A 26,334-nucleotide genomic window follows, 5' to 3' on the forward strand; every position below is an offset into this window, starting at 1 on the left:
GGATTATTCCCGCATCAGCGCCTCGATCTCTCTGGCGTCGACTGGCACGCCGCGCGTGATCAGCTCGCAACCCTCTGCAGTGACCAGCGCGTCGTCTTCGATTCGGATACCGATATTCCAGAATGCCTCGGGTACGTCCGCTGCCTCGCGCACATAAATGCCCGGCTCGATCGTGAGCACCATGCCGGCCGCCAGCGACCGCCAGGGGCGATCCTGCTCCGAGGCTGAACCCTGTCTGTAGTCGCCCACATCATGCACGTCCAGCCCTAGCCAATGGCCCGTGCGGTGCATGTAAAAACGCGTATAGGCGGTCGATTCCAACACGCCATCCAGAGAGCCGTGCAGCAGCCCCTCGTCCAGCATGCCTTGGGCCAGTACACGCACCGCGGCCTCATGAGCATCGTTCCAACTGCGCCCCGGCGCTGTCGCCTGAACAGCCGCCTGCTGTGCAGCGGCCGTCAAGTCATAGAGCGCGCGTTGGGGGCCCGTAAATCGTCCGTTGGCGGGAAATGTGCGGGTAATGTCCGACGCATAGCTGTCATATTCGCAGCCAGCGTCTATCAATACCAGGTCGCCATCACGCAGCACGGTATCGCCCGCAGCGTAGTGCAGCACACACGCATTGGCGCCCGCGGCCACGATGCTGGGATAGGCGGGCGACTGCGCGCCATGACGCCGAAACTCGTACAACAGCTCGGCTTCCAATTGGTATTCGTGCATACCGGGCCGGGCAGCTCGCATGGCGCGCGTATGAGCGCCCGCCGAAATGCGCGCAGCCTGGCGCATGGCGGCGATTTCGCTCGCGTCCTTGATCACACGCATATCGGCCAGTATGGGGCGCAGGTCCTGGATGCGGCCAGGTGCCAGGCGCCGGCCGCGTCCCTGTTGTTCGGATTGAAGCAGCCAGTGCCGCAGCTTGCGCTCGACCGCCCCGGTCGCCGCAAAGGAGCGGTACAGCGTGGGTTGATCTGATAACAACGCTGGCAACAACGTGTCCAGTTCGTCCGTGGCATAGGCCTCGTCGAACCCATAGCGCGTCACCGCAGCATCTGGCCCGCAGCGATACCCTTCCCAGATTTCCTGCTCTGGACGTTTGGCCCGGCAAAACAGAATGGCGCGGTCAGTGACGCCAGCGACCAGCACCAGCCAGGCCTCGGGCTCTATGAAGCCCGTCAGATAATAAAAATCGCTGTCGTGCCGATACGGATATTCAGCATCGTGGTTGCGCTGCGCATGAGGGGCCGTCGATAGCACCGCGATCCCGCCGCCTGCCGCCCGCATGTGGGCCAACAAGCGTCGACGGCGTTCTACGAATGGAGCGATATCAGTGCAGGGCAGGCTCATGGCAAAGTCGGCGAGGCCATCAATAATAAAAACACACTCACTTTACCGCGCCCATGGCATGCGGGCGGGACAGAAATGTCCCAAATCAGCGTCCGATTCCATCCCGCCCTGTCATCCTTGTGCAACGTACGACGCTGGGGCGGCTGCTACAATCCCGCCCACTGTCATTGGGGAGTAGCCATCCTTTGATCCCCAAAGGAGTCAGCGTCAACAGACTTGGTGGTCTTGACCCCATGGCGCTGACGGTTCCCGAGCCGCGGCTTTGCGCGCGGCCGGACCAGCCAGGCGAGACCTTTGGCCGCAGTGCGTTCACCTCGCCGGGCGAGCCGCATTGTCGCGCCATTGGTATCTGCTCGTCCGGCTGTGCATCATGTTTCTCACCCTGTCTCTGTTTTTCCTGTCCGCGCTGATCATCTATTTTGCCTGCGAGTACTTCGTCAACGGTATCGAGTGGGTGGGACATAGACTGAACCTTGGCGCGACCGCGACTGGCACCGTACTCGCCGCGTTCGGTACCGCCTTGCCCGAAAGCGCCGTCACCTTCATGGCCGTGGTGTTCGGCTCCTCCCCAGAGCAGAAAGACATAGGCGTGGGCGCCGCCATGGGCGGTCCGCTGGTATTGGCCACCCTGGCGTATGCCGTGGTCGGCCTGACATTGTGGCGAACAAGGCGCACCGACAGCATTAACGCGGATCAACCCAGGTTGGCACGCGACCAGGCCTGGTTCATGGGCGTGTTTGTCTTCAAGGTCGGATTGGGGCTTCTCGTGTTTGCCTGGAAGCCCTGGCTAGCTTTGCTGTTTGTCGGGGTCTATGCACTTTACGTCAAACGCGAGTTGTCCAACGACGAGGCCTGTCTGGATTGCGAGGATCTCGAACCGTTGAAACTGCGGCCCAGCGACGAGAACCCCTCCATGGCCTGGGCCTGCGTGCAAACCGTCCTGGCATTAGCCGTGATTGCGGGTGCATCCCACGTGTTTGTGAATCAGATCGAGTTGCTGGGCATCGCATTCGGCGCCTCGCCGCATCTGGCCGCACTGCTGCTGGCGCCGGTGGCGACCGAGTTGCCCGAGATCATGAACGCCTTGATCTGGGTACGTCAGGGCAAAGAACGCCTCGCTTTGGCCAACATCTCGGGCGCCATGATGATCCAGGCCACCATCCCCAGCGCCTTGGGTATCGCCATGACGCCGTGGTTGCTTGATGCCCCCTTATTGATGGCGGGCCTGCTGACCTTGGTTTCCATCTCGATACTGTGGATACGTTTTCGCAGCTCAAGCATGAGCGTAACCGGCTTGGCTGGCGTGGGGGGCTTGTACGGGCTGTTTGTCCTGTATCTGGCTTGGCATTTTTTGGCCTGATTTCCGGGGGGCAAAAAGTCGGCCTGCGCTGCAAAGACCGGCTTTGCCTCAAAGCGAATCGTTGCCGCAATTTCGGGAAAACCCTTGTTATCGAGTCGAGATTCGCGTAAAATCAACCTGTTTACATCATTCGGAGTTGTTCTGTGAATACCGATTCCGGCGACAGTAGTCGATCTTGCATCGACGTCGCTGCCTGACAGGATCTCCGCAGAATCTCCTTCTGCCGCATCCTGCCAGTGCAGGGTGCGGTATATGACAACCAGTCCTTGGTTGTCACATCCCCACCAAACCGCCAGAACCGCCGCTGTCTTATCGCAGCCTGCGTAGCCGCGCCCTGTTTGCGCGCCTAGCGTATGCCGCTGGATAGGCGCGTGCGTATTCGTTTGAACGCTCCGAGCTTTATCGGGAGGCTGCTATGCGTTTATTTGATCTGTTCATGCGCCGCGCAGGTGTGGACCGCGCCAGCTCGCTCAATCGCCGTCAAGGTACGTCGCGATTGACCATCGTTTGTCCGCGTGATGCCTTGGGCGCGGTACGCAAGCAAGTCTGTCTGGACTTTGGTGCTGCCGGGCTCGACGTTGCCCAATTCCAAATCGACTCCAGCCGCGACGCGGACTACGCCTCGGCATGCATCACCGTCAATTGTCCCCCCGAGCTCCGTGCCGAGCTCATGTCGCAGGCCCGCCGCTTGCAGGCCAATCCTGCCGTTCGCCATGTGCATTTTGGCGCATCGGCCAACACGACCAACGCTGCCGCCGTCGCGACGGCGTGATTATCCGAGGCAGCGCCGAGAGGGCGCTGCCTTTTCAAGCAAACCCGTTTCCTCATCTGCCGCTGAGTTCAACTATCGGAAAACGCCGGACAGCTGTGTTCGCGTGGAGCGGCCTCGCTACCTTGTGCCATCGGCAAAACCCGGTCTCTGTGGCGGATCGAACCTAAAGCGCTATGGTTCGTGTCCCTGCGGAACGAAGCGGCCATATTCGCTGCTGCCCATAAAGGCGCAGAACGGTGTCCCTTACAATGAATGCATCGTCGGGTGCCGAGGGTTGGCGCCTTGTCTACATCGTCGGGCTCAACGGATCTTGGCATGGATAGTCTAGGCTGGCTCGTCCCATGGGAATTTTCCCCCACCTTGGTGGCCGCATTCGTGGTCGCCATCGTGTTGTTCCTGCGCGGCCAGCGCGTACATCGTGTCACCAAAGCACGCCAGTTTCTATTCTGGGCCGGCATGGTATTGCTATACCTGTCCCTGCATACGCGGGTCGACTACTATGCCGAGCGCATGTTCTTCATCCACCGTATACAGCATTTGGTCCTGCATCATCTGGGACCGCTGCTGGTGATGGCCGCCTTCCCTGGTTCCGTCATGCGGGCAGGCTTACCTCTGGCTTGGCGAGTACGCTTGCGCGACTTCCTGCGCACAGCCAGCGGCCGTCTCATCGTCGCCGTACTGACCAACAAATACTTCGTTCCGGCGCTCTTCGTCTTTCTCGTCCTGATCTGGCTGATCCCGTCCGTCCAGTTCTATTCCATGCTGGATTGGCGTCTCTACCGTCTGATGAATTGGTCCGTGGTCATCAGCGGATTCATGTACTGGAACCTGATCCTGGATCGCCGCCCCAGTCCGCCTGCCGCCATGAGCCCTGGCGGCCGCGTGATTTCCCCCGTCCTGACCATGGCTCCCCAAATGGTCGCCGGCGCCGTCATTGCCTTTACCGAGTCTGACATCTATCCCTTGTTCGAACTGTGTGGCCGAGCCATCGCCATGTCCGCCCAAACTGACCAGACTATCGGCGGCCTGACCATGTGGATACCTGCTGCCCTCATCGAGGTCTTTGGCCTGATGGTCGCCCTAGGTACCCTGATGCGCCTTTCCGGCAAAGGCCGCCTGCGCCCCGAAGACCGTCAAGCCCGCGCCCGGCAACGCCAATCTGCACCCGCCAAACCGGACAAATCGGTTATCACCCCTTGATTCATTCCAAGGGGCTCACTCCCCGGTGCGCCGCTATGCACCGGTCAGCCCGTGATACTTTCGTCCTAACGCTACGGTCGCCTGAAACATCCCTGCCTTGTTCCCACAGTCATACCGTTGCCCTTCATATCGATGCGCCCAGACCGGGCACTCGCTCAGCATGGACGCAATACCATCCGTCAGCTGGATTTCATTGTTCGCGCCGGCCTGTGTCGCCCTGAGATGAGCGAAGATTTCCGCCTCAAGTACATAGCGGCCCACCACGGCAAGCGTTGATGGCGCGTCCTCCGGAACGGGTTTCTCGACAATGCGTGTGATCCGAGCCGTACGCTGATCCTGCATGCGGGTGCCCACGATGCCATATCTGCTGGTGTCTGCGCGGGGGACATCCTGCACGGCCACCACGCTGGCATTTTGAGCATAGGCCGTGTCGATGAGCTGCTTCAAGACAGGCGTCTCTGCATCGATCAGGTCATCGGCCAGTAATACCGCAAAAGGCTCATTGCCTACCGCCGGGGCTGCCGTAAGCACCGCATGGCCCAGCCCCAGCGGTGCCGATTGGCGGATATAGAGGCAATTGATGTGGGCTGGCAAAATACTTCGCACCATGTCCAGCAACTCGTCTTTACCCTTACGTTCCAGTTCGGCCTCGAGTTCGGGGGCCGAATCGAAATGGTCTTCGATGGCGCGTTTATTGCGGCCTGTAACGAAAATCAAGTCTGTGATTCCCGCGGCCAATGCTTCTTCTACAGCGTACTGAATTAATGGTTTGTCGACGACAGGCAACATTTCTTTGGGCATTGCCTTGGTGGCCGGCAGAAAACGCGTACCCATTCCCGCCACGGGGAATACGGCCTTGCGAATCGGGCGCATGAGAGAGAACCTCAATAGAAAATTGAACGATCTGCCAAAACTTTTGCTGGCGATCGCTATCATATTGCCATGAACCGCAGCTATTCGATAATTTCGGCACCAATTGTGAAGCGCTGCCTGGCTGGCGCCCTCAGCTTGAGCTTGGTCATGCCTTTTGCGCCTGCCATCGCTCAGCCTGTGGGCCTGCCGTCCATGGGCGCGGCTTCGTCGGCAGATTTGTCGCCCGCGCTGGAGCGTCAGCTCGGCGAGGCGATCATGGCGCAGGGCAGGCGCGATCCCACCTATATCAACGATCCCGAGGTCACTCAATATCTGACGACCATGGGACGCAAGCTGGCGTCCTTTGCCCCCGGGGCAGTGCCTGACGTCGAAATGTTCGGCGTGCGAGACCCCCAGATCAACGCCTTTGCCATGCCAGGCGGGTTCATCGGCGTCAACAGCGGGCTGATCGTCGAGTCTACCAGCGAGGCCGAACTCGCGTCAGTGTTGGCCCACGAAATCGGACACGTGGTGCAGCGCCATATTGCGCGCGGCATGACGCAGCAAAGCCAGAGCGGTGTCGTCATGATGGCCAGTCTGGCTGCGGCATTGCTGGCGGCTCTGGCCGGCGGAGGCGGCAATCTGGCCATGGGCGTGGCCGCCTTTGGGCAGGCTGCCGCAATCAATCAGCAGCTGGGTTTTTCTCGCGATGCCGAGCGCGAAGCAGACCGGGCCGGGTTTGTCATGCTGACCAAGGCGGGGTATGACCCCCAGGGCATGGTGCGCATGTTTTCGCGCCTGATGGGCGCAGCGCGTTTGAATGAGGGGATGGGCGGTGGCGCTTGGGCCAGTACTCACCCCTTGTCGATCGAGCGGATGTCTGACGTACAGAACCGGGCTCGCAGCTTGCCGTCCGAAAATTACGCAGATAGTGATGATTACTGGTACATCCGGGCAAAAATGCGGGTGATCCAGGGACGCGACGCGGTCAGTTTACGTACGGCGAATCAAGTATTGCAGGACGAGGCCGCCAGATTGACGGGTGTACGGCAGTCGGCGGCAAATTATGGTCTGGCTCTGCAGGCGTTTCAGCGCAATAACCTGAGCGATGCCCAGAATTTTCTCAATCAGGCCGAAGCCGGTGGGCGGAGCTCCCCGCAGTTGGCGCGGCTCGGCATCGATCTTGCTGCAGCCCGCAAAGACAATGCGCAAGCTCTGCAACTGGCATCTACCGCCATCAAGCGCTGGCCGCAGCAGCGTGCGCTAGGCATCGCCTATGCGCAAGCCTTGCAGGGCGTAGGCCGCCATGCCGATGCGCAGGCGTATTTGCGTCAACGCATCGAGCAGTGGGGGGATGACGAGCCAGGTCTGTATCAGATGCTGGCATACAGCGAAGAGCGCAACGGCCAACCCGTGCAGGCTCGCCGCGATATGGCCCGGTACTATGTGCTGACAGGGGCCTACGCCTCGGCTGAGTCTCAACTACAGCAAGCCCGCGGCATGTCGAAGGATTTTTACGAGCAATCGCAAATCGACGTGCAGATCCGGGAAGTCAAAGACAGACTGGCCGAAGAGCGCGACCTGCTGGAGCGATTCAAGAGCTGATTGAACAGGGCATGTCCGGCAATCCGCAGAGGGATCGATCCCGCAGAGGTTTCGATTCCTTTAGGGCGAATTCACTGCCCCGTTTCGAAAAAACGTCCTAGGCGTTGTGGCAGCCACCCGAGATGCGCCGGAAACGCGCCCGTCGGAAAGCCGGCATGGCCGCCTTCGGCAGGTTGATGCAGCAACACCTGATTCGAGCACTCGCGCGGCATCGGCAGCGCGCTTTCGGGCAGGAAAGGATCATTACGCGCGTTCAGTACTAATGTGGGAACGGCAATGCTGGCCAGCCAAGGCTTGCTGGAGGCTCGCGTCCAATAATCCAGGGCGTTGCGAAATCCGTGCATCGGCGCCGTGTACGCATCATCGAAATCGCGCAAATCGCGCGCATGCGCAATACGCATGACGTCGATGGCGCCTGGAAAACGCCTGGCCTTTTCCAGGACCTTATGTTTCATGGTCTTGAGAAAATAGGCACTGTAAACCCGGCGGTTGAACACGCCGCGAGACAAGGCCGTGCCGCCCGCGACCAGATCCAGCGGGACCGAGACACCCGCACACGCTGCGAGCCAGGAGACTTGCTCCTGCTGCTCGCCCAGGAATTTCAATAGGGCGTTGCCGCCTAGCGAGACCCCGACAGCATGCCAACGAGCATGCGGAATGCGTGCCCGGACCGTGTCCAGCATGAAGCCGACTTCGGCGGAATCCCCCGAGTAATAAGCGCGCGCCAACCGATTCGGTGTACCGGAGCACCCCCGAAAATGCGCAATGGCCACGATCCAGCCCCGTGCCCGGAAATGGTGTGCAATGGATTGTGCATAGCGGCTGGTGCTGCCGCCCTCCAGCCCATGAAACAAGAGCAGCGCAGGCGTATCAGGCGTTTGGGGCAAAGACAGCCAATCTGCGTCTGTCATCCAGCGCGCAGCAGCCGTCTTGCCTGGGACCACGGGCGTGGCATTGGTGATGGGTTGGCCGTCTGCGCTCTTGTGCGGGAACAGCCCCGGTCCGGTCCAATCGATATCGATAAAGTCGGTATCCGGGGTGTCCACGCGTTGCCTGACAAAGGCGATGCTGTGGTGTTGCGCGAGCAGCGCGGCATAGATCGTCTGACTATGACGATCAGGCAACCAGGCAGGGACCGGGCAGGGCGAGGTGTCGAGTCGGGCGATGGACACGCGAGCTATCCGCCTTAATGCAGTCGGTCGGGCACGTCGTGCAGATCCAGTACCCCGGCATCGGCGGGCGCCGGCGAGGCATGGTGCACGACCATGCGCCAGCCGGTTGGGCCTTTGTGATAAATGTTGGTGGCGTAGCAGTGAGCGTATTGCGTGCCCCCGCGCGTGCGTACCGACACTTGCTCGACCAGCGTATGTATCGAACACATCATGCTTTGCATGATCTGCGGCCGTAGCGGCCGGATATGCAACGGCCCCGCAGCCAATGTCTGCTGCCAGGACTCGTGCACAGCCGTATGGCCGACCGCACGTAACCCACCTGGGTGAATGCAGATGATTTCTTCGTCGTCGGCCCAGATTTGCATGAGGCGGGCGGTATCAGCTTGCTCGAGCGCTTCGTAGAACGCTTGTTCGGCTTCTTCTGGCGTGGCGAACATGGGGGCGGTGGTTGGCTGGCAGGTGAGGGCAGTAGGGGTTCAGTGACCGTGGACGACCGTGCCGGGCTTGAGCCGGTACTCGGCGCCACAGTACGCACAGCGAGCCGAGCCGGTATGCGTCACATCGAGGAAAACGCGAGGATGCATGCTCCAGAGCGGGGCTTTCGGGCCGGGGCAATAGACGGGCAGGTCTTCGGCTCCGACTTCGATGGTTTCGTGTGCGTGCGCGGCGGCGGGGGCGGCAGCAGTCATTGTTTTTCCTGAAAAAAAGAGATGCTAAAGGTGTAAGGCTTCAAGCTGGAGTCAGCCAGTGCGCATGGTTGGGATCGCGCTCGCTGTAATGCAGGGAATGCGTCAGAACCTGTGTCGCGGCGTCGCGCCACGGGACAAGTTTGCCGTCGTACCAGATGAAACCGTCGCGATCTGCCATCGACATGGTGTTCCCCTTTCAAGTGGCGCCTATTGTATCAAGCGGCAGAGGTACAATGCCGCGTTTCAGTGCCAAGCTTGTTGCTGCCTGCAACTTGGTGCCGCGCCGCACAGGCTGGCGTGCGTGAGTTTGTCTTTGATGAGTTCCATGCCGTTCAGTTCCATCCGCCAGGGGGCACGCAGTGCCTGTTGACTCCGCCAATGATCTGCAACAGATCCGGCAGGAACGCATTGCGGCGTTCCGCCAAGGGATACGGGCCATCGTCCCGGCGCTGATCGCCACGGGTACGTGGGGGATGGTGACAGGCGTGGCCATGGTCAAGTCTGGTTTGACCGAGTCCATGGCCCTGGCCATGACGCTGCTGCTGTATGCTGGGTCGGCTCAACTGACGTCTTTGCCGCTGATCGCCGCCGGCGCGCCCTTGTGGCTGATTTTCATGGCGGGGTCCGTGGTGAATTTGCGCTTTATTATTTTCGGCGCCGCTTTGCACCCGTATTTCCGCCACTTGTCCTGGCCCCGGCGCCTGGGCCTGGGATATTTCACGACCGATATGGGATTCGTGCTGTTCATGCCTCGTTATGGCGATGCTGCCGAGCGCGGCACACGCGAACAGCTCTGGTTTTTCCTCGGCACGATTGTGCCGGGCTGGATCGTGTGGCAATCATCTTCCATCGTCGGCATCTATTTGGGCGCTATGGTCCCTTCAAACTGGTCGCTGGATTTCGCGGCCGTGTTGGCGTTGCTGGCGATTACGATCCCCTTGGCCAATTCCAAGCCCATGCTGATCTCGATGCTGGCGGCCGGATTGGTGGCCTGGGTGGGGCAGTTGTTTCCGTTGCGCCTGGGGCTGGCTGCCGCAGTGATCTGCGGGATCGTGGCCGGCATGCTGGCTGAGCGTTTCCTCCAAAAGAGGCGAGCATGACCCTCTGGCCGTCCGAGATTTATGTTTATTCCGCCATTTTGCTGCTGACGCTTTGCAGCGTGCTGACCCGGGCGGGATTCATGCTGTTTGGCGATTACATTCCCTTGCCGGATGGCGTGCGACGCGCCTTGCGCTATGCGCCGGCGGCCGCATTGACGGCCATTCTCGTCCCCGACCTGTTGCCCTGGAAGGCCGATACCGGGCCGGCTTTCGACTATAGGCTGGTGGCAGCCATGGTGGGCATCATCGTTTTCTTGCGCAGCCGCAGCGCGGTGCTGGTTATCGTGGCGGGGATGATCACCTTGTGGGGCCTGCGCTGGCTTGCTGGCTGAGGGCCGTAGGGGCGCGCATGGCTCCGATATAGGTGTCGATGTCTGGTAGTATGCTCGGTTGCGCTAAAATAAAGTTATCCACAGCAATCCGGGCATAGCAGCACTTCTCGTTTTGTTCTTTTTTGTAGCCCCGGCATCTGCCCATCCTGATGACTGACTCTACCCATTCCGCAGCCCCTACCTCCGACGCCTCTATCCCGACTTTTGCCGAGTTCGGGCTGCATCCCCAACTGCTTCAGTCAGTTGCCGACACCGGATACACCACGCCTACGCCGATTCAGGCCCAGGCGTTGCCGGCCGTCATTTCTGGACGTGATGTCATGGGGGCGGCACAGACCGGTACGGGCAAGACCGCGGCGTTCACGCTGCCGATTCTGCACCGTCTGATGCCGCTGGCCAATACCAGCGCTTCGCCGGCTCGCCACCCTGTCAGGGCCTTGATTCTGGCTCCCACGCGTGAGCTGGCCGACCAGGTCTACGAAAGCGTCAAGCGGTACAGCAAGCACACGCCGCTGCGTTCAGCGGTTGTTTTTGGGGGCGTCGATATCGGGCCTCAAAAAGACGCGCTGCGCCGCGGATGCGAGGTCCTGGTCGCCACGCCTGGCCGTTTGCTGGATCACGTCGAGCAAAAAACCGTCAATCTCAGCCAAGTCGGCATTCTGGTCCTGGACGAAGCCGACCGCATGTTGGACATGGGCTTTTTGCCGGATCTGGACCGCATCGTCCGTTTGCTGCCTGCGCAACGGCAGGGCCTGCTGTTTTCGGCGACTTTCAGCAATGAAATCCGCAAGCTGGGCCGTTCCTATCTGAACCAGCCGGTCGAAATCGAGGTCGCGGCGCGCAATGCCACGGCCGATACCGTGACCCAGATTGCTTACGAGATGCCCAGCGACGCCAAGCGCGCCGCCGTGGTGCATCTGGTCAAATCGCGTGGCTTGAAACAGGTCATCGTATTTTCGAATACCAAGATCGGCACGGCCCGCCTGGCGCGCGAGTTGGAGCGCGACGGGGTGCGCGCCGAGTCCATTCACGGCGACAAGAGCCAGGCGGATCGCATGAAGGCCCTCGAGGCCTTTAAATCCGGCGAACTCGAGGTGCTCGTGGCGACTGACGTGGCCGCGCGCGGCCTGGACGTGGCGGGGGTTCCCTGCGTCATCAACTACGACTTGCCGCACAACGCCGAGGATTATGTACACCGTATCGGCCGTACGGGCCGGGCGGGCGCTTCGGGCGAGGCCATTGCCTTGTTTACGCCGGACGAGGTGCGTTATTTGCAGGACATCGAGAAACTCACCAAGCGTCAGGTGCCTCGAGGCAAGCTCGATGTTCCTCTGGAACTGGTAGTACGCAGCCATACGCGCGACAGCCATTCCCGCAGCCGCGATCGTCGTGGGAATACCTCGTCCTATTCTTATACGTCGCCGCGTCAGCCAGTCGACGATTTCTTCTACAAGCCCTATCAGCCTTCGACCGCGCCTTCGCAGGCGGCCGAGTCGAAATCTGAATCACGGTCCAGCGCGCCTAAACGGCAAGTGGGCGTGCTGTTGGGCGGCGGTGGGCGCAAGGCTGACGATAGCAGCGCGTCCTGATTGCTGCTGTATTGGCGGTCGGCGGGTTTTTGCTTTGCTTGCCGTCGATATGTTGCTGTTTAGGTGTTCTTGCTTGGTGGTAGCTGGGTGTTCGCTTGCCATCGGTGTCGCTATTTAGACGTCCCAGCTATTCCCGCAATAGTGCTATGACGTCGGGCAGTTGCGTGGCCACCACGGGGCTGTCGGGGTTCAGACTTTCCAGGAGGCGTTCCAGGTGGCCGATGTGCGGCAGCATGGGGCCGTAGAACAAAGTCTTCGATCCTCGTTGTACGAGCAGCGTAGGAAAGTTCTCGACATCTTCGTCGCCCAACAGATCGGGGTGGTCCTCGATGTCGATCCAGGCATAGACGCGCTCGGGCTGGCTGTCGGACAGGGCGGCCAGCTTGGGGCGGTATTGCGTGCAGGTGTCGCACCAGGCAGCGCAAAAACAGGCGATGAGCCAGGTTTCGTCTGTGCCTGATTGCAGGGCAGTGCGCAGGGCAGGGGTGTCGGGTCCGGGTACGAGCAAGGGCATGGCAATGAAAACGAAGCGTGTTTGAGACTATGATACCCGGCATGTTTATTAACGGGTTCGCGACATGATTCCTCCTCGCCCCGAGTCTGCTGTCTCGTCTTCTGTTCGTAGTGCCGCCGTGGGAACCGCGGGCGTTGCTCAGGCGTTCAAACGCGCCTTGGTATCGCAGTGCCATCCCAATATGCTGTTCGCGATACTGTTGCCCTTTTTGATCGCCTTGTTGGGCGCCTTGCTGCTGTTGTGGCTGTTCTGGACGCCGCTGACCGACTGGCTGGATATGCAGGCGTCGCAATGGCAGTTTATTAACGACGCGGATGCCTGGCTGGTCGGTATCGGCCTGTTTTCACTCAAGCTGTATCTGGTCCCCGTTATTGCGGTCGTGATTTTGCTGCCGGTCTCGGGGATTTTGGGCTTGGCCATCGCCGCGATCTTTGTGATGCCGTTGGTGCTGCGGCACGTGAGTGCACGCGAGTACGCCGGCGTATCTCGCCAGGGCCGCAATGCCACCGCGTATAGCGTGTGGAACGCTATCTGGGTCAGTTGCGTGTTTGCCGCGGGCTGGTTGCTGACGTTGCCGTTTTGGTTGATCCCGCCCGTGGGGGTGGTGCTGTCGGTGTTCTGGTGGGCCTTTGCGTTCTCGCGCATGATGCGGGTCGACGCGATTGTGGAGCACGCCAGTCCCCAAGAGCGCCGCATTCTGCTCGAGCGTCACAACCTCGGGTTCTGGACGATAGGCCTGATTTGCGCGTTGTTGAATCTATTGCCACCGGCCTGGATCATATTGCCTGTATACGCGGGATTGGTGAATGCCCATTATGGGTTGGAAGCCCTGCGGCGTTTGCGGAACGAGCGTGTCATCGAGGCCTGATCCTGCCCTAGCTATCCCCGTGAGGGTTTTCTGTTTTTCCCTGGCATCCATGCCGAGGTTTTTCGAGGCGATTAATGACTCAATCCTCCTCTGTCTCTCGTCGCATCCGTCTGATTGTCGTGGGCGACGAGATTCTGTCCGGCCGTCGCCAGGACAAGCATTTCGCTAAAGTGATCGAGCTATTGTCTGCGCGCGGCATGCGCTTGTCGGGGGCGGAGTTTCTGCCCGATGACCGCGAGACACTGACCGCCGCGTTGCGCCGCAGTTTTGCATCGGATGACATCGTGCTGTCCTGCGGCGGTATCGGCGCAACGCCCGACGATCACACCCGGCAGGCGGCCGCGGCAGCGCTGGATCTGCCCTTGGCGCTACATCCCGAGGCAGAGACCGCGATTACTCAGCGTGTGGCGGAAATGGCGGCCGAGGGTAAAGCACCTGCCGATATGGCTGCCGAGGAGAATCAGCAGCGCCTGCAAATGGGGATGTTCCCCCAGGGCTGTGAAATTGTGCCCAATCCCTATAATCGGATTCCGGGCTTTTTCATTCGCGATCACACCTTTTTGCCCGGTTTTCCCGTCATGGCGTGGCCGATGCTCGAATGGACGCTGGATACCCGCTATCAGGCGCTGCATCACGCTCAAGCGCACGTGGAGCATTCGTTCCTGGCCTTTGGTTTGCCGGAATCCCGCATTGCCCCAGTGATGCAGGCGCTGCAATTGCGCTGGACAGCCGTGAGCGCGTTCAGTCTGCCCAACGTGGGCGAAACGCCTCATCTGGAGCTGGGCGTCAAGGGCAACCCCGACGAGGCGGCGGAAGCACTCACGTACCTCCGTGAGGAAGTCTTGCGCCTGGGAGGGCGGCTGTCTCCCTAGGGGATCTTGAGCGGGACGTGCGGCCTCCGCGTATCGAGTGGCTGTTTCGTCGTGTGCCGGCATTCGCAGGGCCTCGACATAAGGGAGTTGCCAAAACCCGCTCAAAATTTCACAATACGGGAAACATATTAATGCTGCGCTGCCGCATTAATATATGCCCCGGGGCTGATTTTTGGCGCCCCGCCTCTATTGACTGTGACTACTGCCATGTCTGTTACTGCGTCGGATTCCGATAGCGAACGGCCTTCGGGTCAGTCGCCAATTGCTATTCAGGTCATCGAGCGCGCCATGCGCCTGCTCGATGCGTTGGCTGCCCATTCGGATCCTGTCACACTAAAAGAGCTGTCTGCAACCACGGGTTTGCACGCATCCACCGCCCACCGGATCCTGAACGACCTCGTGGTGGGCCGCTACGTCGAGCGTGTGGACAACGGCTTGTACCAGTTGGGCATGCGCTTGCTGGAACTTGGCTCCCTGGTCAAAGGCCGTCTGAACGTCCGGGAGGCGGCGATTTCGCAGATGCGTTCCTTGCACAAACTGACAGGCCAGACCATCAACCTGTCGGTCCAGCAAGGCGACGAGATCGTTTATATCGACCGGGCATGGAGCGAGCGCTCGGGGATGCAGGTGGTGCGCGCCATTGGCGGCCGCGCGCCCTTGCACTTGACCTCCACCGGCAAACTGTTTCTCTCGACCATCGATAACCGGCAGGTGCGTGCCTATGCGCTGCGCACCGGCTTGGCCGGTCATACCCGGAACAGTCTCACGGATATTGACCGTTTGGAACGGGAGCTCGCGCTGGTACGGCGCCATGGCTATGCCCGCGACAACGAAGAGCTCGAACTCGGTGTGCGATGTATTGCAGCCGGTATTTTTGACGATACCGGCAAACTGGTCGCTGGCCTGTCGATATCTGCACCCGCCGAGCGTTTGCAGGACGAGTGGATTCAGCTTCTGGTTGACGCTGCCCGCACCATTTCCGAGGCCCTGGGCTATGAGCCCGTGGTGGCTGGCAACGCCAACGGGAGCGGTAATGCCATTGGCAAAGGGCTAGCGCCGCATCTGGCGCGCATATAGGCGTCGCCGGGAACTTGCGGAGGCTTTTCGTAATCGCGCCAAGCACAGAAACATCAAAGGCCTGAGCCCGGTTTAACCCGGGACTCAGGCCTTTTGATTGAAGCGCCTGCGGCGTGCAGGTTTATTGCGGCGCTACACCGGCTTTCTTGAACAGCTCAGCCCATTGCGGCACTTGTTGCTTGACCTTGGCTTCCAGTGCTTTGGGATTGGCTTCGTCGTTCAGCACTTCCGCGCCCAGGCCGGCCATGCGCTCCTTGAATTTCGGATCGGCCATCCCGGCTTGCAGCGCTTTGACCAACTTGTCCACGATAGGCTGGGGCGTGTTTTTGGGCACCCACATACCGTGCCAGATACCGACCTGGAAGCCCTTGTAGCCCGATTCGTCCATCGTGGGCAGATCCGGCAGCGTGGGTACGCGTTTCAGGCTCGTGACCGCGTAGGCCTTGACCTTTTTCGAGGTGATGTATTGCGACGTATTGGTCGTCTGATCACACAGCATGTCGACCTGTTTGCCCAACAGATCGTTCATGGCGGGGGCGGTGCCCTTGTAGGGGACCGTCAGCAGATCCACGCCCAGCGCATCGACCAGCATGGTGCCGCACAGATGGCTGGCGGCGCCGATCCCGGCGTTTGCCAACGAGATCTTGTCCTTGTTGGACTTGACGTATTCGACCATCTCTTTGATGTTGTTGGGCGGGAAATCTTCGCGCGCAATGACGGTCATGGGCACGTCGACCACCAGGCCTACAGGCGCGAAGGTCTTGTCGGGGTCATAGCCGGGGTTCTTGTACAACGAGGGGGCAGTGGTGTAGCCCAGATGCATCAGCAGCACGGTATAGCCATCGGGCTCGGCGCGGCCGACGAATGAGGTACCGATCGTACCGCCGGCACCCGTTTTGTTTTCCACCACGACGCTTTGGCCCAATGTGGGGCGCATGGCTTCGGCGAGCGAACGAGCCACGTTGTCAGTGGGGCCTCCAGCGGCAAACGGTACAACCATGCTGATGGGGCGCTCGGGATACTCTGCCTGGGCAGCGCCGGTGGCAAAGAGAGCGCTGGTAGCCAGCAGTACCGATAGCGTACGGGGGATGAATCTCATGGGGTCTCCTGCGCCGCGGGATAAGCGGCAATTTTTGATAGCTTGGACTGATGCGTCTTTCTTGGAGTGTCATCAGCTGGTCTTGAGTGTAGAAAACAATACGGTTGCCGTCACCGGGGGGTTTCCCCTGAAACAAACGGTCCTATAGATGTTTGCACTCTTTTGGGGCTAAACTTGTTGCATTGCACCAAAAGTGCTTGACAGTCGATTCCAAGTACGTAAAATGGTGTTTGTGCAGTGCAGCAAACGCGCCGGCCTTAGCTTCAAATATTGGTTCCGAGCACGTTTCTTTCCCTTTATTTGTCGCAACGTATCGCCATAGCCGGGCGCCCCGGCATTTTTACCGGAGACCACCATGACTGCAATCCCCCAACAAGTTCTGGACCGCCAGAAATCCGCCCTGAATGCGCTGACCGCCACTCAGGCGACGCTGTTTGCCGGCTTTGAAAAGCTGGTCGATCTGAATCTGAAGGTTGTCAAAGCCACGCTCGACGAGGTCGCTCAGACTTCGCAACAAGCCTTCGGCGTGAAAGACCCTCAGGAAGCCACCGCTTTCGCCACCTCGTTGGTGCAGCCCAGCGCTGAAAAGGCCCTGGCCTATGGCAAGCACGTGTATGACATCGTTGCTGGCGTGCAGGGTGAACTGGCCAAGCTGGCCGAGGCCCAAATCGCCGAAGGCCAACAACAGGTCGCCGACGCTGTCGAGCAATTCTCCAAGAATGCGCCGACCGGTTCGGAAAGCGCCGTCGCGCTGCTGAAATCCTCTCTGGCTACTGCCAACGGTGCCTACGACTCGCTGAGCAAGGCCGCCAAGCAGGCTGTCGAAGTCGCCGAATCCAACCTGAACGCTGCGGCCAACGCCACGTTCAAGGCGGCTTCCGACGCCGCTGAAGCTGCCGGCAAGACGACCCGTGCCGCCCGTCGTGCTTAATTAGCGAGATTGATGCCGAGCTGTTGTCGGCATACAGCTTGTTGTAGTACTGTTGAGTGACAGAGCAGAGCTGGAATTAGCCACCCCACGGGGTGGCTTTTTTTTCGCTACGCCAGGGGCTCAGGGGCCCGGCAGGAGAGCCGAGCGTTGCTAGGCGGCCTTGAGAGCCTGCACGCATTCGCCGACCAGCGCCGGACCGCGGTAAATCAGCCCGGTATACAGCTGGACCGCATTGGCGCCCGCCTCCAGTTTTTCCTTGGCTTGCTTGCCCGACAGAATCCCGCCCACACCGATAATGCTGGCATCGGCGCCCATCCGCTGGCGCAGGCGCGCGATGACGGCCAGCGATAGCTGATGCACGGGGGCGCCCGACAGGCCTCCCGCCTCATTGGCGTGGTCAAGCCCGGTCACGGCATCCCGGGAAAGCGTCGTGTTCGTGGCGATGACGCCATCGACGCCAAAACGCGGCAGGAGGTCGGCAATCGTGTCGATCTGGCTTTCCGACAGGTCCGGGGCGATCTTGACCGCCAGGGGCACGTGGCGCTGATGTTGGTCGGCGAGCTCCGCGCGTTTGTCGCGCAGGCGGGCCAACAAGGCGCTCAATTCATCTTCGCCCTGCAGGGCGCGCAGATTTTGCGTGTTCGGCGAAGAAATATTCACCGTGACATAGTCTGCGTGCGGATAGACGCCGGCCAGACCGATCAGATAGTCGTCCGCGGCCCGCTCGATCGGCGTGTCCGCGTTTTTTCCGATGTTCAGCCCCACAATGCCGCCCTGGCTGCGCCACTGGCTGCGGCGCACATTGGCGATAAAGGCGTCCAGCCCCTGGTTGTTAAAGCCCAGGCGATTGATCAGCGCTTGCGCACGAGGCAGGCGGAACATGCGGGGCTTGGGGTTGCCCGGCTGAGCGCGTGGCGTGACCGTGCCGACCTCGACAAAGCCGAATCCCAGATTACCCAATGCGTCGATATACGCGCCATTTTTGTCCAGCCCGGCAGCCAATCCCACGGGGTTTCGCAGCGTCAGTCCCATCAGAGTCGACGGCGCCTGCGGCTGGGCATGCATCAGTTTGCGGGTGGCGCCGCAGTCATAGGCGCGTTGCAGGCCCGCCAAGGTGACTTCGTGGGCGGTTTCCGCGTCCATGGCAAACAAGGCCGGACGCGCCAGGGGGTAGGCGTGAAAGAGGATCGACATGGAGCGCAATTGTAGCCAGTTTGCGCGGTGGGGCAGATAAATTCAGAGCAAATCAGGTGTGGCCGTCCGCCAATGGCCGTCCAGATGCATCTGCAGCGGGCGAAAGCTGGATTTGTACGCCATTTTTCGGCTGTCGCGGATCCAGTAGCCCAGATACAGCCAGGGGAGATTCAGCGTACGGCATTGCTCGATCTGCCACAGCACGTTGTAGGTGCCCAGACTGCCCCGGGCGTCTGGGTCGTAAAACGTATACACGGACGACAAGCCGTCATCCAGAACATCGATGATGGATACCATCATCAAGACATCGTCTGCATCGCGGAATTCGACCAGGCGGGTATTGACACGGCTGGTCAACAAGAACTGTGCGTACTGCGTGCGGCTGTCGTCGTCCATGCCGCCGCCTGGATGGCGGCCCTGCTGATACCGGGAGTACAACTCATAGTGCTCGGGAGACCATGCCAGTTCCGCCACGAATGCGCGCAGCGCCTGATGGCCACGCCAGGCGCGCCGTTGGCTGCGGTTGGGGGTGAAGTTCGCCGTATCGACACGCACCGGCACACAAGCCCGGCAGTTATCGCAGTGCGGGCGGTACGTAAACAGACCACTGCGTCGAAATCCCTGTTCCACCAATTGCGAATACGCGCCCGCGTTGATCAAATGCCCGGGCGCTGCGACCTGCGAGCGCGCTTGGCGATCAGGCAGGTAGCTGCATGGATACGGTGCAGTCGAATAAAACTGCAGGGTGGCAAAAGGAAGTTCTTTAAGCTGACTCATTGGCAGTTCGCCCCGACGTCGGACGGCAGTCGAGTGATCATCTTAACGCGGCTGCCAGGGATGACAAGTTTCAGTCTAAATCAGGCCAGGTCAGCAGGGGTTTGCCCAGACGGCTGTGAATCGTCGTGTGTGATCCGGATCGGTCCACGCCCGGCCGGTCTCGGACGGGCTCAGTCCAGGCCTGCCAGCTCGTGGATATTGCCTTCGCTGTCCAGCCGCCCGGGGCGCCAAAGGGGGGCTGGCAACTCGATCGCTTGCCGCACATGTTCGACAAATTGGGTGCGCGGCACTGGCTGAGCCCCCAGGCTGGCCAAGTGCCGGGTCTGCTGCTGGCAATCGATCCACTCCACGCCATAGCGGCGCAAGAACGTGACGAGATATGCCAGCGCCACCTTTGAGGCATCAGGGACCAGCGTGAACATCGATTCGCCAAAGAACATGCCTCCCAGGCTGATGCCGTACAGGCCGCCCACCAGGGTTTCATCTACCCACGTTTCGATGCTGTGAGCCCCGCCCGCCAGATGCCAGGCATAGTAGGCCTGTTGCATCTCGGCTGTGATCCATGTCCCCGCTTGACTGTCCCGCGGCGCTGCGCACCGCGCTATGACCGCTTCGAAAGCGGTGTCGACACGTATTTGCACACGAGGGGATGGTCCGGACTCACTCCGTGCGATTTGGCGCAGCCGTTTGCGCAGAGAGTGCGAGGGAGCAAAGTCCTGGCAAGCCAGCACCATGCGCGGATCGGGGCTCCACCACAAAATCGGCTCCCCCGCGCTGTACCAGGGAAAAATCCCGTTCGAATAGGCCAATTGCAGCCGGCCGAGCGAGAGGTCCGCGCCAGCGGCGAGCAGTCCGGCCGGCTCGGATAACGCGCCTTCAACGGGCGGAAACGGGGTGTCGGTAGCGAGCCAGGGAAGCTTCACGGTTCAGCAAGACGATTCAAGCGGTCCAGACGAAAGGGCGAGCACGTCATCGCACACGATGGCGGACCTGCATTTAGCGGTGCCAGTCCAGCGTGTAATGATGACAGCCCAGATGGCCCCGGCGGCGGTCTTCGAGATACTGCTTCAGTGTCGTACTGACTGTGCGAAACGACAGATCGTCCCAGGGAATCTCGGCTTCGTCGTAATAGCGTGCTTCCAGGCTTTCCGGTCCGGGATCCAGCTCTGGGCCCAGTGACTGGGCCAGGTAAAAGATATGTACCTGGTCTATCTGCGGGACGTCGATGATCGTGAAAAGCTGCCCCAACTCGATACGCGCGCCGGATTCTTCGAGTGTCTCGCGAGCGGCGCCTTGGGCCGTGCTTTCCCCGAGTTCCATGAAACCGGCGGGCAAGGTCCACGTGTTGTAGCGCGGCTCGATCGCACGCCGGCACAAGAGAATGCGGTCTTCCCAAACGGGCACCGTGCCTACCACCATGCGAGGGTTCTGATAATGGATCGCGCCGCAATGATCACAGACATCGCGTTCGCGGTTGTCGCCCTCGGGGACGCGGCGATGAATGGGCGAGCCGCACTGGCTGCAAAAAAGTGTGCGGCGCGGTGCGGGGAAATAGGTCAGAGGCGGTCGGTCGGTCATGCCGTCGATTCTACCGGTAGCCGGGCTCTCTAGGAAACGCGCCAATGCCGGGTGGCGTGATGGCCGAGCCGGCGGGCATCCGCCTATTCCGGTAACGGATTTGCCACAAAACCCAGATCAGCGGCCAGCGCCGATCCGCTGGCGTCACCGTGCAGCGGCACAGGGGTGGGATAACTGGGATGGCTGACGTGCCAGGACGCCTTGTTCGCCTGCGCCTCGCTGTCCTCCAGGGCGTCCAGCAATGGGACGTTTCCGGGCTGAACGCGCAGAGGAGCGAGGACGGATTCCAGATCGCGTCCGTCTATCAGTCCGAGGCCCAGGTCCGTCTGCGCATAGAGCCGGCCCGCCTCATCCAGCCACCAAGCCTTGATCGAACTGACAGTTTGTCCGGTATGCGTGACCAATCCCAGGCCCGTATCCGCCACGCGTAAAACATATGGGGCAGCATCCAACCGGACGTAAACCCGTTGAGGACCGTTTTGAAAATACCAGCGTCCTTGATCGTCTGCTGCGTAATTGCGGCCGATGAAGGCCACGATCTGCGGACTGGTGATGAGCTCGCCCGGGCTTCCCTTAGCGGCATCGCCTCGCTCGTGGATGTGCCACCGCCCGCGTTCGTCCAACGAGAGCCAACCGTATACCGCGGGGACATTAGGCCATTTGGCCATCGCTTGTTTAACAGACAGGTCCATAAAGACAGCCGATGATCAGCAGTGCGAAACGTTTTATTTAACCAGATCGCTTGATGGCCAGGACGTTGGTACTGGTGATGGCCGGCATTTCGCGCGTGACGTTGGACCATCCCAGCGTTGCGCCGCGGGAAATCGCCGCATAGATGGCTTCTGTCCGGTTATGGACATGCAAGCGTTGGTACACCGTTTCTGCATGCACCTTAGCGGTGGTCGCTGCGATGCTCAAGTGCCGCGCGATGGCTTTCAACGTATAGCCTCGCGCCAATAATACGAGGACCTCGTATTGGCGCGGCGTCAATCCGAGCGCCTTGCTTTCCTTACCGTCGGCTAACGCGGTGGACGATGCCAGGTCAGGAAAACCTGCGTCGTTGATCGATGCTGTATCGGTTTGCGGCAGCAATGATTTATCGCTTTGCACGGATGAATCGTGCGACTGCGATACAGGGCAGAGCATCTCATCGTCGGTCAACGCGAGCCGGATCGACGCTTGCAATATTTCCGCCGGAGCATGTAAGGGCACACATCCGATGACATAGGAGGGGAAATCCTGCGGCCACGGCGCGAGGCCTTCTGAGAGTAATAGGATGGACTTGGGGTGGTAGCGTTTGCGCGCTGCGGCAACTGTCTGGTGCGTGGTTTCTCCGAGCATTTCGACCGATAGCAGCATCAGGGCATATTCTGTGTGTTGCTGCAGCGCCGCGTCACTCGCGCTTTCTACCTCGGCGTCCTCAGGCATGTCCCACGAGGCTGCAACATCAATATGGCAGTCCGGGATCGTCTCCGAGATCAACTGCATGAGGCCGCGACGAATGAGTGGTCGTGATTCAATCACAATTATTGTTGACACGGTGCCTCTCCTTCGGTGGATCGGGTGTGCGCTTTGTTCTACGCTCAAAATCTAGCGCGAATCACCAGGGGCTGCAATAAAACGGCAACCATGCAAACCCTAATGTCCGCGCTGTTTTTGATCGTTTGTTATTGAACCCAACAGCTTAGTTGAACGGCCTCTGGCCGAGTATCCCAATTCGTTGGGAATTCTTCGAATCTCTCGGCAAAGCACGATGCCCGCAAGTGGTAGTCGGAATGCGGCAACCAATGATCCAGCAGGTTGGTATAGAGCATCGATACATCCTCGGATGTGCAACGCGCCGAGCACGTTGCCGTCCGCCCGGCCGGCAGGTTGATTTCAAAGGCTTCTTTCGGTTTGGGGCCAAAGCCCAGCGGCACTTGGACCCCGCAGTAATACCGCATGAACGGTGAGGGGACGAACATAGGAGTGTCGTAGGTCAGCCCAAAAAAAGGTCCAGCGAGCATGTTCGAGGGCAAGTGGGCAAATAATTTTCGGAAATCGTTCCAGCAAGCGTGTTTCTGTCCGGATAGCCCTTCATATCGCACTGCCCAGAAACGGATCGCAGGCATGTTGCGGATCACGATTTTGGCATTGTCGGCAGGCAGGCTGCAGACGTCGGCAGCCTGCCTGCTGGCGGCGTTGAGCCGCTCAATGTGGCGAGCATGCGCCTGTCTGAACTGGCACGGCGAGATGCCCCAATAGTGGGTAAAAGCCCGCGTAAAGGCTTGTTGGCTTGAAAAGCCCATGTCGATAGCGATCGAAAAGGGCGACTGCCGTGTATGGGCGATCATCAACGCACAGCGCCCCATCAGATTGCGATGTATGTAGTCTCGCGGTGAATGTTGAAAATCCTTGAAAAACAGACGCGTCAAGTGAAAGCGGCTGAGCCGCATTTCCTGTGCCAGTGTCTGGATTAATGCGTCGTGAGTGCAATGCTCTGTCGAGTCGTGCAAGATCTTGTGCTCGATCTGTGTGACGCAATATTGAATACGTGGGTCCATCGTCGCTCCTTTCGCCTTTTTGGGGCGCCCGCTTTCATGATTTTGAAAATAAATACAGCCGGCCGTTGTGTTTCAAAAAAATATTCAAAAAAATTTTAGAAATCACAAACTGTAAATTTTGTGAACGAGAACTGCCTAGAATGACGTCCATGGAAGCGAGGTTTGAGGAGCAGGAAGCAATTTCAAGGGAAGCCGGGCTGGAGTCATTGAAATTGCAAAAAACTAGCAAAAATTACGAACAGATTGTCGCGGCTGAAGTATGGCCTGTATATGAGGGTTATTACATAAGCCGTTGGTAGTAGATAACAAGAAAATCTTCTCTTGATAGCTTTGCAACAGTTTGACTGATTGATTCCGCGAGTGATTTTCATCTCGATTAGTTCACTGATCGAGGCGGGTAAGTGTTGCCAAAAAATCGATATTACGGAACTGATGAGTATTTCTGCAGGCGATTTTCAGTGGAGGAAATTTTGTTTCAAGCAGATGAATTTGGCCGGACACAACGTAGCGTTAGCGAGATAGGTCGCTTTCGAGTTAATCCGGATAACGGTGTAGTACCGCTTCGAGACGGACTCTCGATATATTTGGAGGATGACATCATGAAAAAGACTCTTTTGGCTGTTGCCCTGGCCGTCAGTTCCATTGGCATGGCTCATGCTGCCGGTTTTGCCGTCGGCGCTTTTGGGGGCACGGGTAGCGCCACTTCGGGTACGGTCGGTGGCTCGCAAGCATCTAGCACTAGCGGTTCGATCGGACCGGGAGTCTCCATGCAAGGCACGACGGCGACCAGCAGCACCGGCGCGAACTCGGGCGTATCCCTGACCCCTCAAGGCACCACGACTTATGCCAACGGCGCGAGCACCAACCAATCGGTAGGGGGGAGCTTCTCTGCGGGGTTCGCCGGCGGCACGACTAGCGGCATGGCCGGCGGTGAATACACCAGTGGCGCTACCGGTAATGTGGGCACGATCGGCTTTGGTGGTTGGACCTGGTAAGCGTTTGCCGACCACGTCATACCACCTATGGTGTGGGGAGGCGATTGCCTCTCCACGCATGGGAGAATCGCCGTGAAATACGCGTTCTGTACTCTCTTGTTGATTTGCGCAGCCAGTGTTGCGTTGATCAGCCTGGATGCACAAGCCGCCCGATCCAAGCCTCGTCCAAGGACTGCAGTACTGATCGGCCCTAGCCAGCCTTTGCCTAGCTGTCCCGACGACTTTTCTCAGGACATGCAGCACATTGAGGAATTTCCAGAGTTGGCTTTCAGTGAGCCAGACTTTACTTATGGCAGCGGCTACCAATATAGCGGCAGCCGTCAATTTGCTTGTTTCGCTCCGATTTCTACGCCGGCATCCGTGGACCGGGCTTCCGTCGATCATTGGTTGGCCAATACCCGACTGATACCCACCTTCCCGCAAATAGACAATGCATTTTTTTTACCTATTGGTTGGTACTGGATTGAGTTTGATCGATAGTCGGTAATAAATAAGAAAAGCCATGGCAGGGAAAACCTGCCTGTCGCGTTTGCTGACTGCATCCAACGAAATTGAATAGTTCTGGTAAATATAATCATTAATCGCCGTTACATTGATTTTTAGCGAATAAAAATCTACCTGTAACGATAGGTGCTTTTGGAGACTAACAAATGAACCCGAAACTTGACGAAGAAATCAAGCGGTGGACTGTCAGACGCAAAAGTGCCTTGGTCATGGATATTATTCAAGGCCGGACAACCGTGCGCGAGGCCAGCGAGGCGTTCGAGCTGCCTGCCGCCGAGATCGAGCGCTGGGTGGAGGAGGGGCGGCGTGGAATGGAGAACGCGCTCCGATCCAATCCATTGAATATAAAAGAAATTTACGAAAAACAGATCAAGACCCTGCAACAGGCTTATGGCGAGGCAATGCTGGAACTGCGCGTCAAATGCAAGCAAAACAACGCGTCCGGTGATGAGGAAAAATGATCGTTGGTCGGCGATTATTTTTTTCTTATTTTTTTAATAAAAATTGGAAAAATCACAAAATGGTAAAAGCTAATTTTAATGTAACCATAAAATAAATTCACCGTATTCGTATTTTTACAGTATCTGGCTTAAGCGATCATACGGCGAAAAAATTTGTTCTTGACAATATACGGGTGGCATCCTTTCAGGAGAAAAAGCATGAAACGCCTAATATTGATGACACTGGCCTTATGTAGCTTTGGTGCTTATAGTCAGACTATAAATACAGGTGCCAGTGCAGCATCCAACGCAACAGGTAGCGCGAATTCCACTTCCCAATCAGGTACTGCGCAAGTCGGCGTCAGTGCGCAAATGGGCATGGGTAACATTACCTTTGAGGGTTCCTCGCAGCGCGAACACCAAAGCATCTCGACGACGCCCAATGTCTATATCGCTCCGAGTATGTTCGGCGGCTCTAATAATTGCGGCCAGAGCAATACGATGGGGGTAGGCGTGACGGGGTTCGGGATCGGCGGCTCCGTCGCGAGCGAGAGTTCGTCGTGTAACGCTCGCGAAGACACGGCGACAGCCTATAAATTAGGCTACAAAGACGTAGCTGATATGCGGTTTTTCTGCTTCGGCGAGGACGAAAACCGTTTGGCTTGGGAGGCTACCGGTCGGACATGCCCGGCAAGTGCGGAGCCCACGGCCCGGATCGCCAGCCGCTACTACGTGGCAACGGGCAATGCCACCAGTACGCCATTTCCTGGGTATTACGAGCATTGAGTCTGTGACGGCTGGGCTCTACATCATTAACGGGGGACACCGACATTCATTAGACTTGTTTTTGCGAAGAAACAGGTTTAATGGAGGCAATGCCGATGTCCCCAGTCGATTCTATCTTAGGGTTGCGGGATTTAGTAGTTC

Annotated in this window: 29 protein-coding genes, 1 pseudogene and 1 riboswitch; of the genes and pseudogenes, 15 read left to right on the forward strand and 15 right to left on the reverse strand. The window is 59.1% G+C overall.

The features are described from left to right. Nucleotides 1-3 precede the first annotated feature (3 nt). Nucleotides 4-1,344 carry an aminopeptidase P N-terminal domain-containing protein gene (locus tag CAL20_RS05100; protein ID WP_094819999.1) on the reverse strand — a complete coding sequence of 447 codons (1,341 nt, stop codon included), beginning with the start codon at nucleotides 1,342-1,344 and terminating at the stop codon, nucleotides 4-6. A gap of 157 nt (nucleotides 1,345-1,501) precedes the next feature. Next, a riboswitch (yybP-ykoY riboswitch) is annotated at nucleotides 1,502-1,672 on the forward strand. Between the two features lie 42 nt (nucleotides 1,673-1,714). On the opposite strand from CAL20_RS05100, the gene CAL20_RS05105 reads away from it, so the two are divergent. From CAL20_RS05105 to CAL20_RS05115, 3 genes are all read left to right on the forward strand, one after another. After that, nucleotides 1,715-2,704, forward strand: coding sequence for a sodium:calcium antiporter (locus tag CAL20_RS05105; RefSeq protein ID WP_094820164.1), 990 nt, complete (start codon nucleotides 1,715-1,717; stop codon nucleotides 2,702-2,704). Between the two features lie 415 nt (nucleotides 2,705-3,119). Continuing rightward, the gene (locus CAL20_RS05110) at nucleotides 3,120-3,476 is read left to right on the forward strand and encodes a hypothetical protein (protein WP_094820000.1); all 357 of its coding nucleotides are present in this window, start codon (nucleotides 3,120-3,122) and stop codon (nucleotides 3,474-3,476) included. Between the two features lie 315 nt (nucleotides 3,477-3,791). Further along, on the forward strand, nucleotides 3,792-4,676 hold the full coding sequence (locus CAL20_RS05115) for a cytochrome c oxidase assembly protein (RefSeq protein WP_094820001.1): 885 nt from the start codon (nucleotides 3,792-3,794) through the stop codon (nucleotides 4,674-4,676). Between the two features lie 33 nt (nucleotides 4,677-4,709). On the opposite strand, the gene galU is transcribed toward CAL20_RS05115, so the two are convergent. Further along, nucleotides 4,710-5,549: a UTP--glucose-1-phosphate uridylyltransferase GalU gene (galU, locus tag CAL20_RS05120; RefSeq protein WP_094820165.1), complete on the reverse strand. Its 840-nt coding sequence runs from the start codon at nucleotides 5,547-5,549 to the stop codon at nucleotides 4,710-4,712. Nucleotides 5,550-5,618: 69 nt separating this feature from the next. On the opposite strand from galU, the gene CAL20_RS05125 reads away from it, so the two are divergent. After that, nucleotides 5,619-7,133, forward strand: a complete 1,515-nt coding sequence (locus tag CAL20_RS05125) for a M48 family metalloprotease (protein WP_094837350.1) — start codon at nucleotides 5,619-5,621, stop codon at nucleotides 7,131-7,133. A 71-nt stretch (nucleotides 7,134-7,204) separates the two neighbouring features. Here CAL20_RS05125 and CAL20_RS05130 read toward each other — a convergent pair whose 3' ends face one another. From CAL20_RS05130 to CAL20_RS05145, 4 genes and pseudogenes are all read right to left on the reverse strand, one after another. Beyond that, nucleotides 7,205-8,305, reverse strand: coding sequence for a YheT family hydrolase (locus tag CAL20_RS05130; RefSeq protein WP_094820003.1), 1,101 nt, complete (start codon nucleotides 8,303-8,305; stop codon nucleotides 7,205-7,207). 14 nt (nucleotides 8,306-8,319) lie between these two features. Further along, nucleotides 8,320-8,742 carry a YybH family protein gene (locus tag CAL20_RS05135; protein ID WP_094820004.1) on the reverse strand — a complete coding sequence of 141 codons (423 nt, stop codon included), beginning with the start codon at nucleotides 8,740-8,742 and terminating at the stop codon, nucleotides 8,320-8,322. 39 nt (nucleotides 8,743-8,781) lie between these two features. Further along, nucleotides 8,782-8,994, reverse strand: a complete 213-nt coding sequence (locus CAL20_RS05140) for a zinc-finger domain-containing protein (protein WP_094820005.1) — start codon at nucleotides 8,992-8,994, stop codon at nucleotides 8,782-8,784. A gap of 85 nt (nucleotides 8,995-9,079) precedes the next feature. After that, nucleotides 9,080-9,178, reverse strand: a pseudogene (locus CAL20_RS05145) (branched chain amino acid aminotransferase); the annotation flags it as partial. Between the two features lie 208 nt (nucleotides 9,179-9,386). On the opposite strand from CAL20_RS05145, the gene CAL20_RS05150 reads away from it, so the two are divergent. The 3 genes from CAL20_RS05150 (at nucleotide 9,387) to CAL20_RS05160 (ending at nucleotide 12,015) form a co-directional block, all read left to right on the forward strand. After that, a complete protein-coding gene (locus tag CAL20_RS05150) occupies nucleotides 9,387-10,094 on the forward strand; it encodes an AzlC family ABC transporter permease (RefSeq protein WP_373558276.1) in 708 nt (235 codons plus the stop codon). After that, complete coding sequence (locus tag CAL20_RS05155) at nucleotides 10,091-10,426, forward strand: AzlD domain-containing protein (protein ID WP_094820006.1); 336 nt, start codon at nucleotides 10,091-10,093, stop codon at nucleotides 10,424-10,426. The genes CAL20_RS05150 and CAL20_RS05155 overlap by 4 nt, the downstream gene beginning before the upstream one ends. 149 nt (nucleotides 10,427-10,575) lie before the next feature. Then, nucleotides 10,576-12,015 carry a DEAD/DEAH box helicase gene (locus tag CAL20_RS05160; RefSeq protein ID WP_094837351.1) on the forward strand — a complete coding sequence of 480 codons (1,440 nt, stop codon included), beginning with the start codon at nucleotides 10,576-10,578 and terminating at the stop codon, nucleotides 12,013-12,015. A 127-nt stretch (nucleotides 12,016-12,142) separates the two neighbouring features. Here CAL20_RS05160 and CAL20_RS05165 read toward each other — a convergent pair whose 3' ends face one another. Continuing rightward, on the reverse strand, nucleotides 12,143-12,529 hold the full coding sequence (locus CAL20_RS05165; RefSeq protein WP_094837352.1) for a thioredoxin family protein: 387 nt from the start codon (nucleotides 12,527-12,529) through the stop codon (nucleotides 12,143-12,145). Between the two features lie 64 nt (nucleotides 12,530-12,593). On the opposite strand from CAL20_RS05165, the gene CAL20_RS05170 reads away from it, so the two are divergent. The 3 genes from CAL20_RS05170 (at nucleotide 12,594) to CAL20_RS05180 (ending at nucleotide 15,346) form a co-directional block, all read left to right on the forward strand. Continuing rightward, entirely contained in the window at nucleotides 12,594-13,397 is an 804-nt protein-coding gene (locus tag CAL20_RS05170; protein ID WP_094837353.1) for an EI24 domain-containing protein, read from the forward strand. A 74-nt stretch (nucleotides 13,398-13,471) separates the two neighbouring features. After that, the gene (locus CAL20_RS05175) at nucleotides 13,472-14,269 is read left to right on the forward strand and encodes a competence/damage-inducible protein A (RefSeq protein ID WP_094837354.1); all 798 of its coding nucleotides are present in this window, start codon (nucleotides 13,472-13,474) and stop codon (nucleotides 14,267-14,269) included. Nucleotides 14,270-14,476: 207 nt separating this feature from the next. Then, complete coding sequence (locus CAL20_RS05180) at nucleotides 14,477-15,346, forward strand: IclR family transcriptional regulator (RefSeq protein WP_094820011.1); 870 nt, start codon at nucleotides 14,477-14,479, stop codon at nucleotides 15,344-15,346. Between the two features lie 121 nt (nucleotides 15,347-15,467). Here the strand turns inward: CAL20_RS05180 and CAL20_RS05185 are convergent, their stop codons facing one another. Continuing rightward, nucleotides 15,468-16,445: a tripartite tricarboxylate transporter substrate binding protein BugD gene (locus tag CAL20_RS05185; protein ID WP_094820012.1), complete on the reverse strand. Its 978-nt coding sequence runs from the start codon at nucleotides 16,443-16,445 to the stop codon at nucleotides 15,468-15,470. Nucleotides 16,446-16,800: 355 nt separating this feature from the next. Between CAL20_RS05185 and phaP the strand changes: the two genes are divergently transcribed. Then, the gene (gene phaP, locus CAL20_RS05190) at nucleotides 16,801-17,376 is read left to right on the forward strand and encodes a TIGR01841 family phasin (RefSeq protein ID WP_094820013.1); all 576 of its coding nucleotides are present in this window, start codon (nucleotides 16,801-16,803) and stop codon (nucleotides 17,374-17,376) included. Between the two features lie 150 nt (nucleotides 17,377-17,526). On the opposite strand, the gene CAL20_RS05195 is transcribed toward phaP, so the two are convergent. The 7 genes from CAL20_RS05195 to CAL20_RS05225 form a co-directional block, all read right to left on the reverse strand. Beyond that, complete coding sequence (locus CAL20_RS05195; protein WP_094837355.1) at nucleotides 17,527-18,570, reverse strand: quinone-dependent dihydroorotate dehydrogenase; 1,044 nt, start codon at nucleotides 18,568-18,570, stop codon at nucleotides 17,527-17,529. Nucleotides 18,571-18,612: 42 nt separating this feature from the next. Then, the gene (locus CAL20_RS05200) at nucleotides 18,613-19,347 is read right to left on the reverse strand and encodes an arginyltransferase (protein ID WP_179266620.1); all 735 of its coding nucleotides are present in this window, start codon (nucleotides 19,345-19,347) and stop codon (nucleotides 18,613-18,615) included. 170 nt (nucleotides 19,348-19,517) lie between these two features. Then, nucleotides 19,518-20,270 carry a leucyl/phenylalanyl-tRNA--protein transferase gene (gene aat, locus CAL20_RS05205; RefSeq protein WP_094820016.1) on the reverse strand — a complete coding sequence of 251 codons (753 nt, stop codon included), beginning with the start codon at nucleotides 20,268-20,270 and terminating at the stop codon, nucleotides 19,518-19,520. A gap of 73 nt (nucleotides 20,271-20,343) precedes the next feature. Beyond that, the gene (locus CAL20_RS05210; RefSeq protein WP_094837357.1) at nucleotides 20,344-20,925 is read right to left on the reverse strand and encodes an NUDIX hydrolase; all 582 of its coding nucleotides are present in this window, start codon (nucleotides 20,923-20,925) and stop codon (nucleotides 20,344-20,346) included. Between the two features lie 83 nt (nucleotides 20,926-21,008). After that, on the reverse strand, nucleotides 21,009-21,617 hold the full coding sequence (locus CAL20_RS05215) for a DUF2946 family protein (RefSeq protein ID WP_094837358.1): 609 nt from the start codon (nucleotides 21,615-21,617) through the stop codon (nucleotides 21,009-21,011). Nucleotides 21,618-21,654: 37 nt separating this feature from the next. After that, a complete protein-coding gene (locus CAL20_RS05220) occupies nucleotides 21,655-22,464 on the reverse strand; it encodes a response regulator transcription factor (protein ID WP_254923924.1) in 810 nt (269 codons plus the stop codon). A gap of 128 nt (nucleotides 22,465-22,592) precedes the next feature. After that, nucleotides 22,593-23,468, reverse strand: coding sequence for an AraC family transcriptional regulator (locus CAL20_RS05225; protein ID WP_094837359.1), 876 nt, complete (start codon nucleotides 23,466-23,468; stop codon nucleotides 22,593-22,595). 599 nt (nucleotides 23,469-24,067) lie between these two features. On the opposite strand from CAL20_RS05225, the gene CAL20_RS05230 reads away from it, so the two are divergent. From CAL20_RS05230 to CAL20_RS05240, 4 genes are all read left to right on the forward strand, one after another. Further along, complete coding sequence (locus CAL20_RS05230) at nucleotides 24,068-24,463, forward strand: hypothetical protein (RefSeq protein ID WP_094820021.1); 396 nt, start codon at nucleotides 24,068-24,070, stop codon at nucleotides 24,461-24,463. Nucleotides 24,464-24,535: 72 nt separating this feature from the next. Next, a complete protein-coding gene (locus CAL20_RS25450; protein ID WP_143277045.1) occupies nucleotides 24,536-24,943 on the forward strand; it encodes a hypothetical protein in 408 nt (135 codons plus the stop codon). Between the two features lie 170 nt (nucleotides 24,944-25,113). Next, nucleotides 25,114-25,428, forward strand: coding sequence for a DUF1153 domain-containing protein (locus CAL20_RS05235; RefSeq protein WP_094820023.1), 315 nt, complete (start codon nucleotides 25,114-25,116; stop codon nucleotides 25,426-25,428). Nucleotides 25,429-25,785: 357 nt separating this feature from the next. Next, entirely contained in the window at nucleotides 25,786-26,193 is a 408-nt protein-coding gene (locus tag CAL20_RS05240) for a hypothetical protein (protein WP_176456448.1), read from the forward strand. Nucleotides 26,194-26,334 lie beyond the last annotated feature (141 nt).

It is taken from the genome of Bordetella genomosp. 4, from assembly GCF_002261185.1.
GTDB lineage: Bacteria > Pseudomonadota > Gammaproteobacteria > Burkholderiales > Burkholderiaceae_B > Bordetella_A.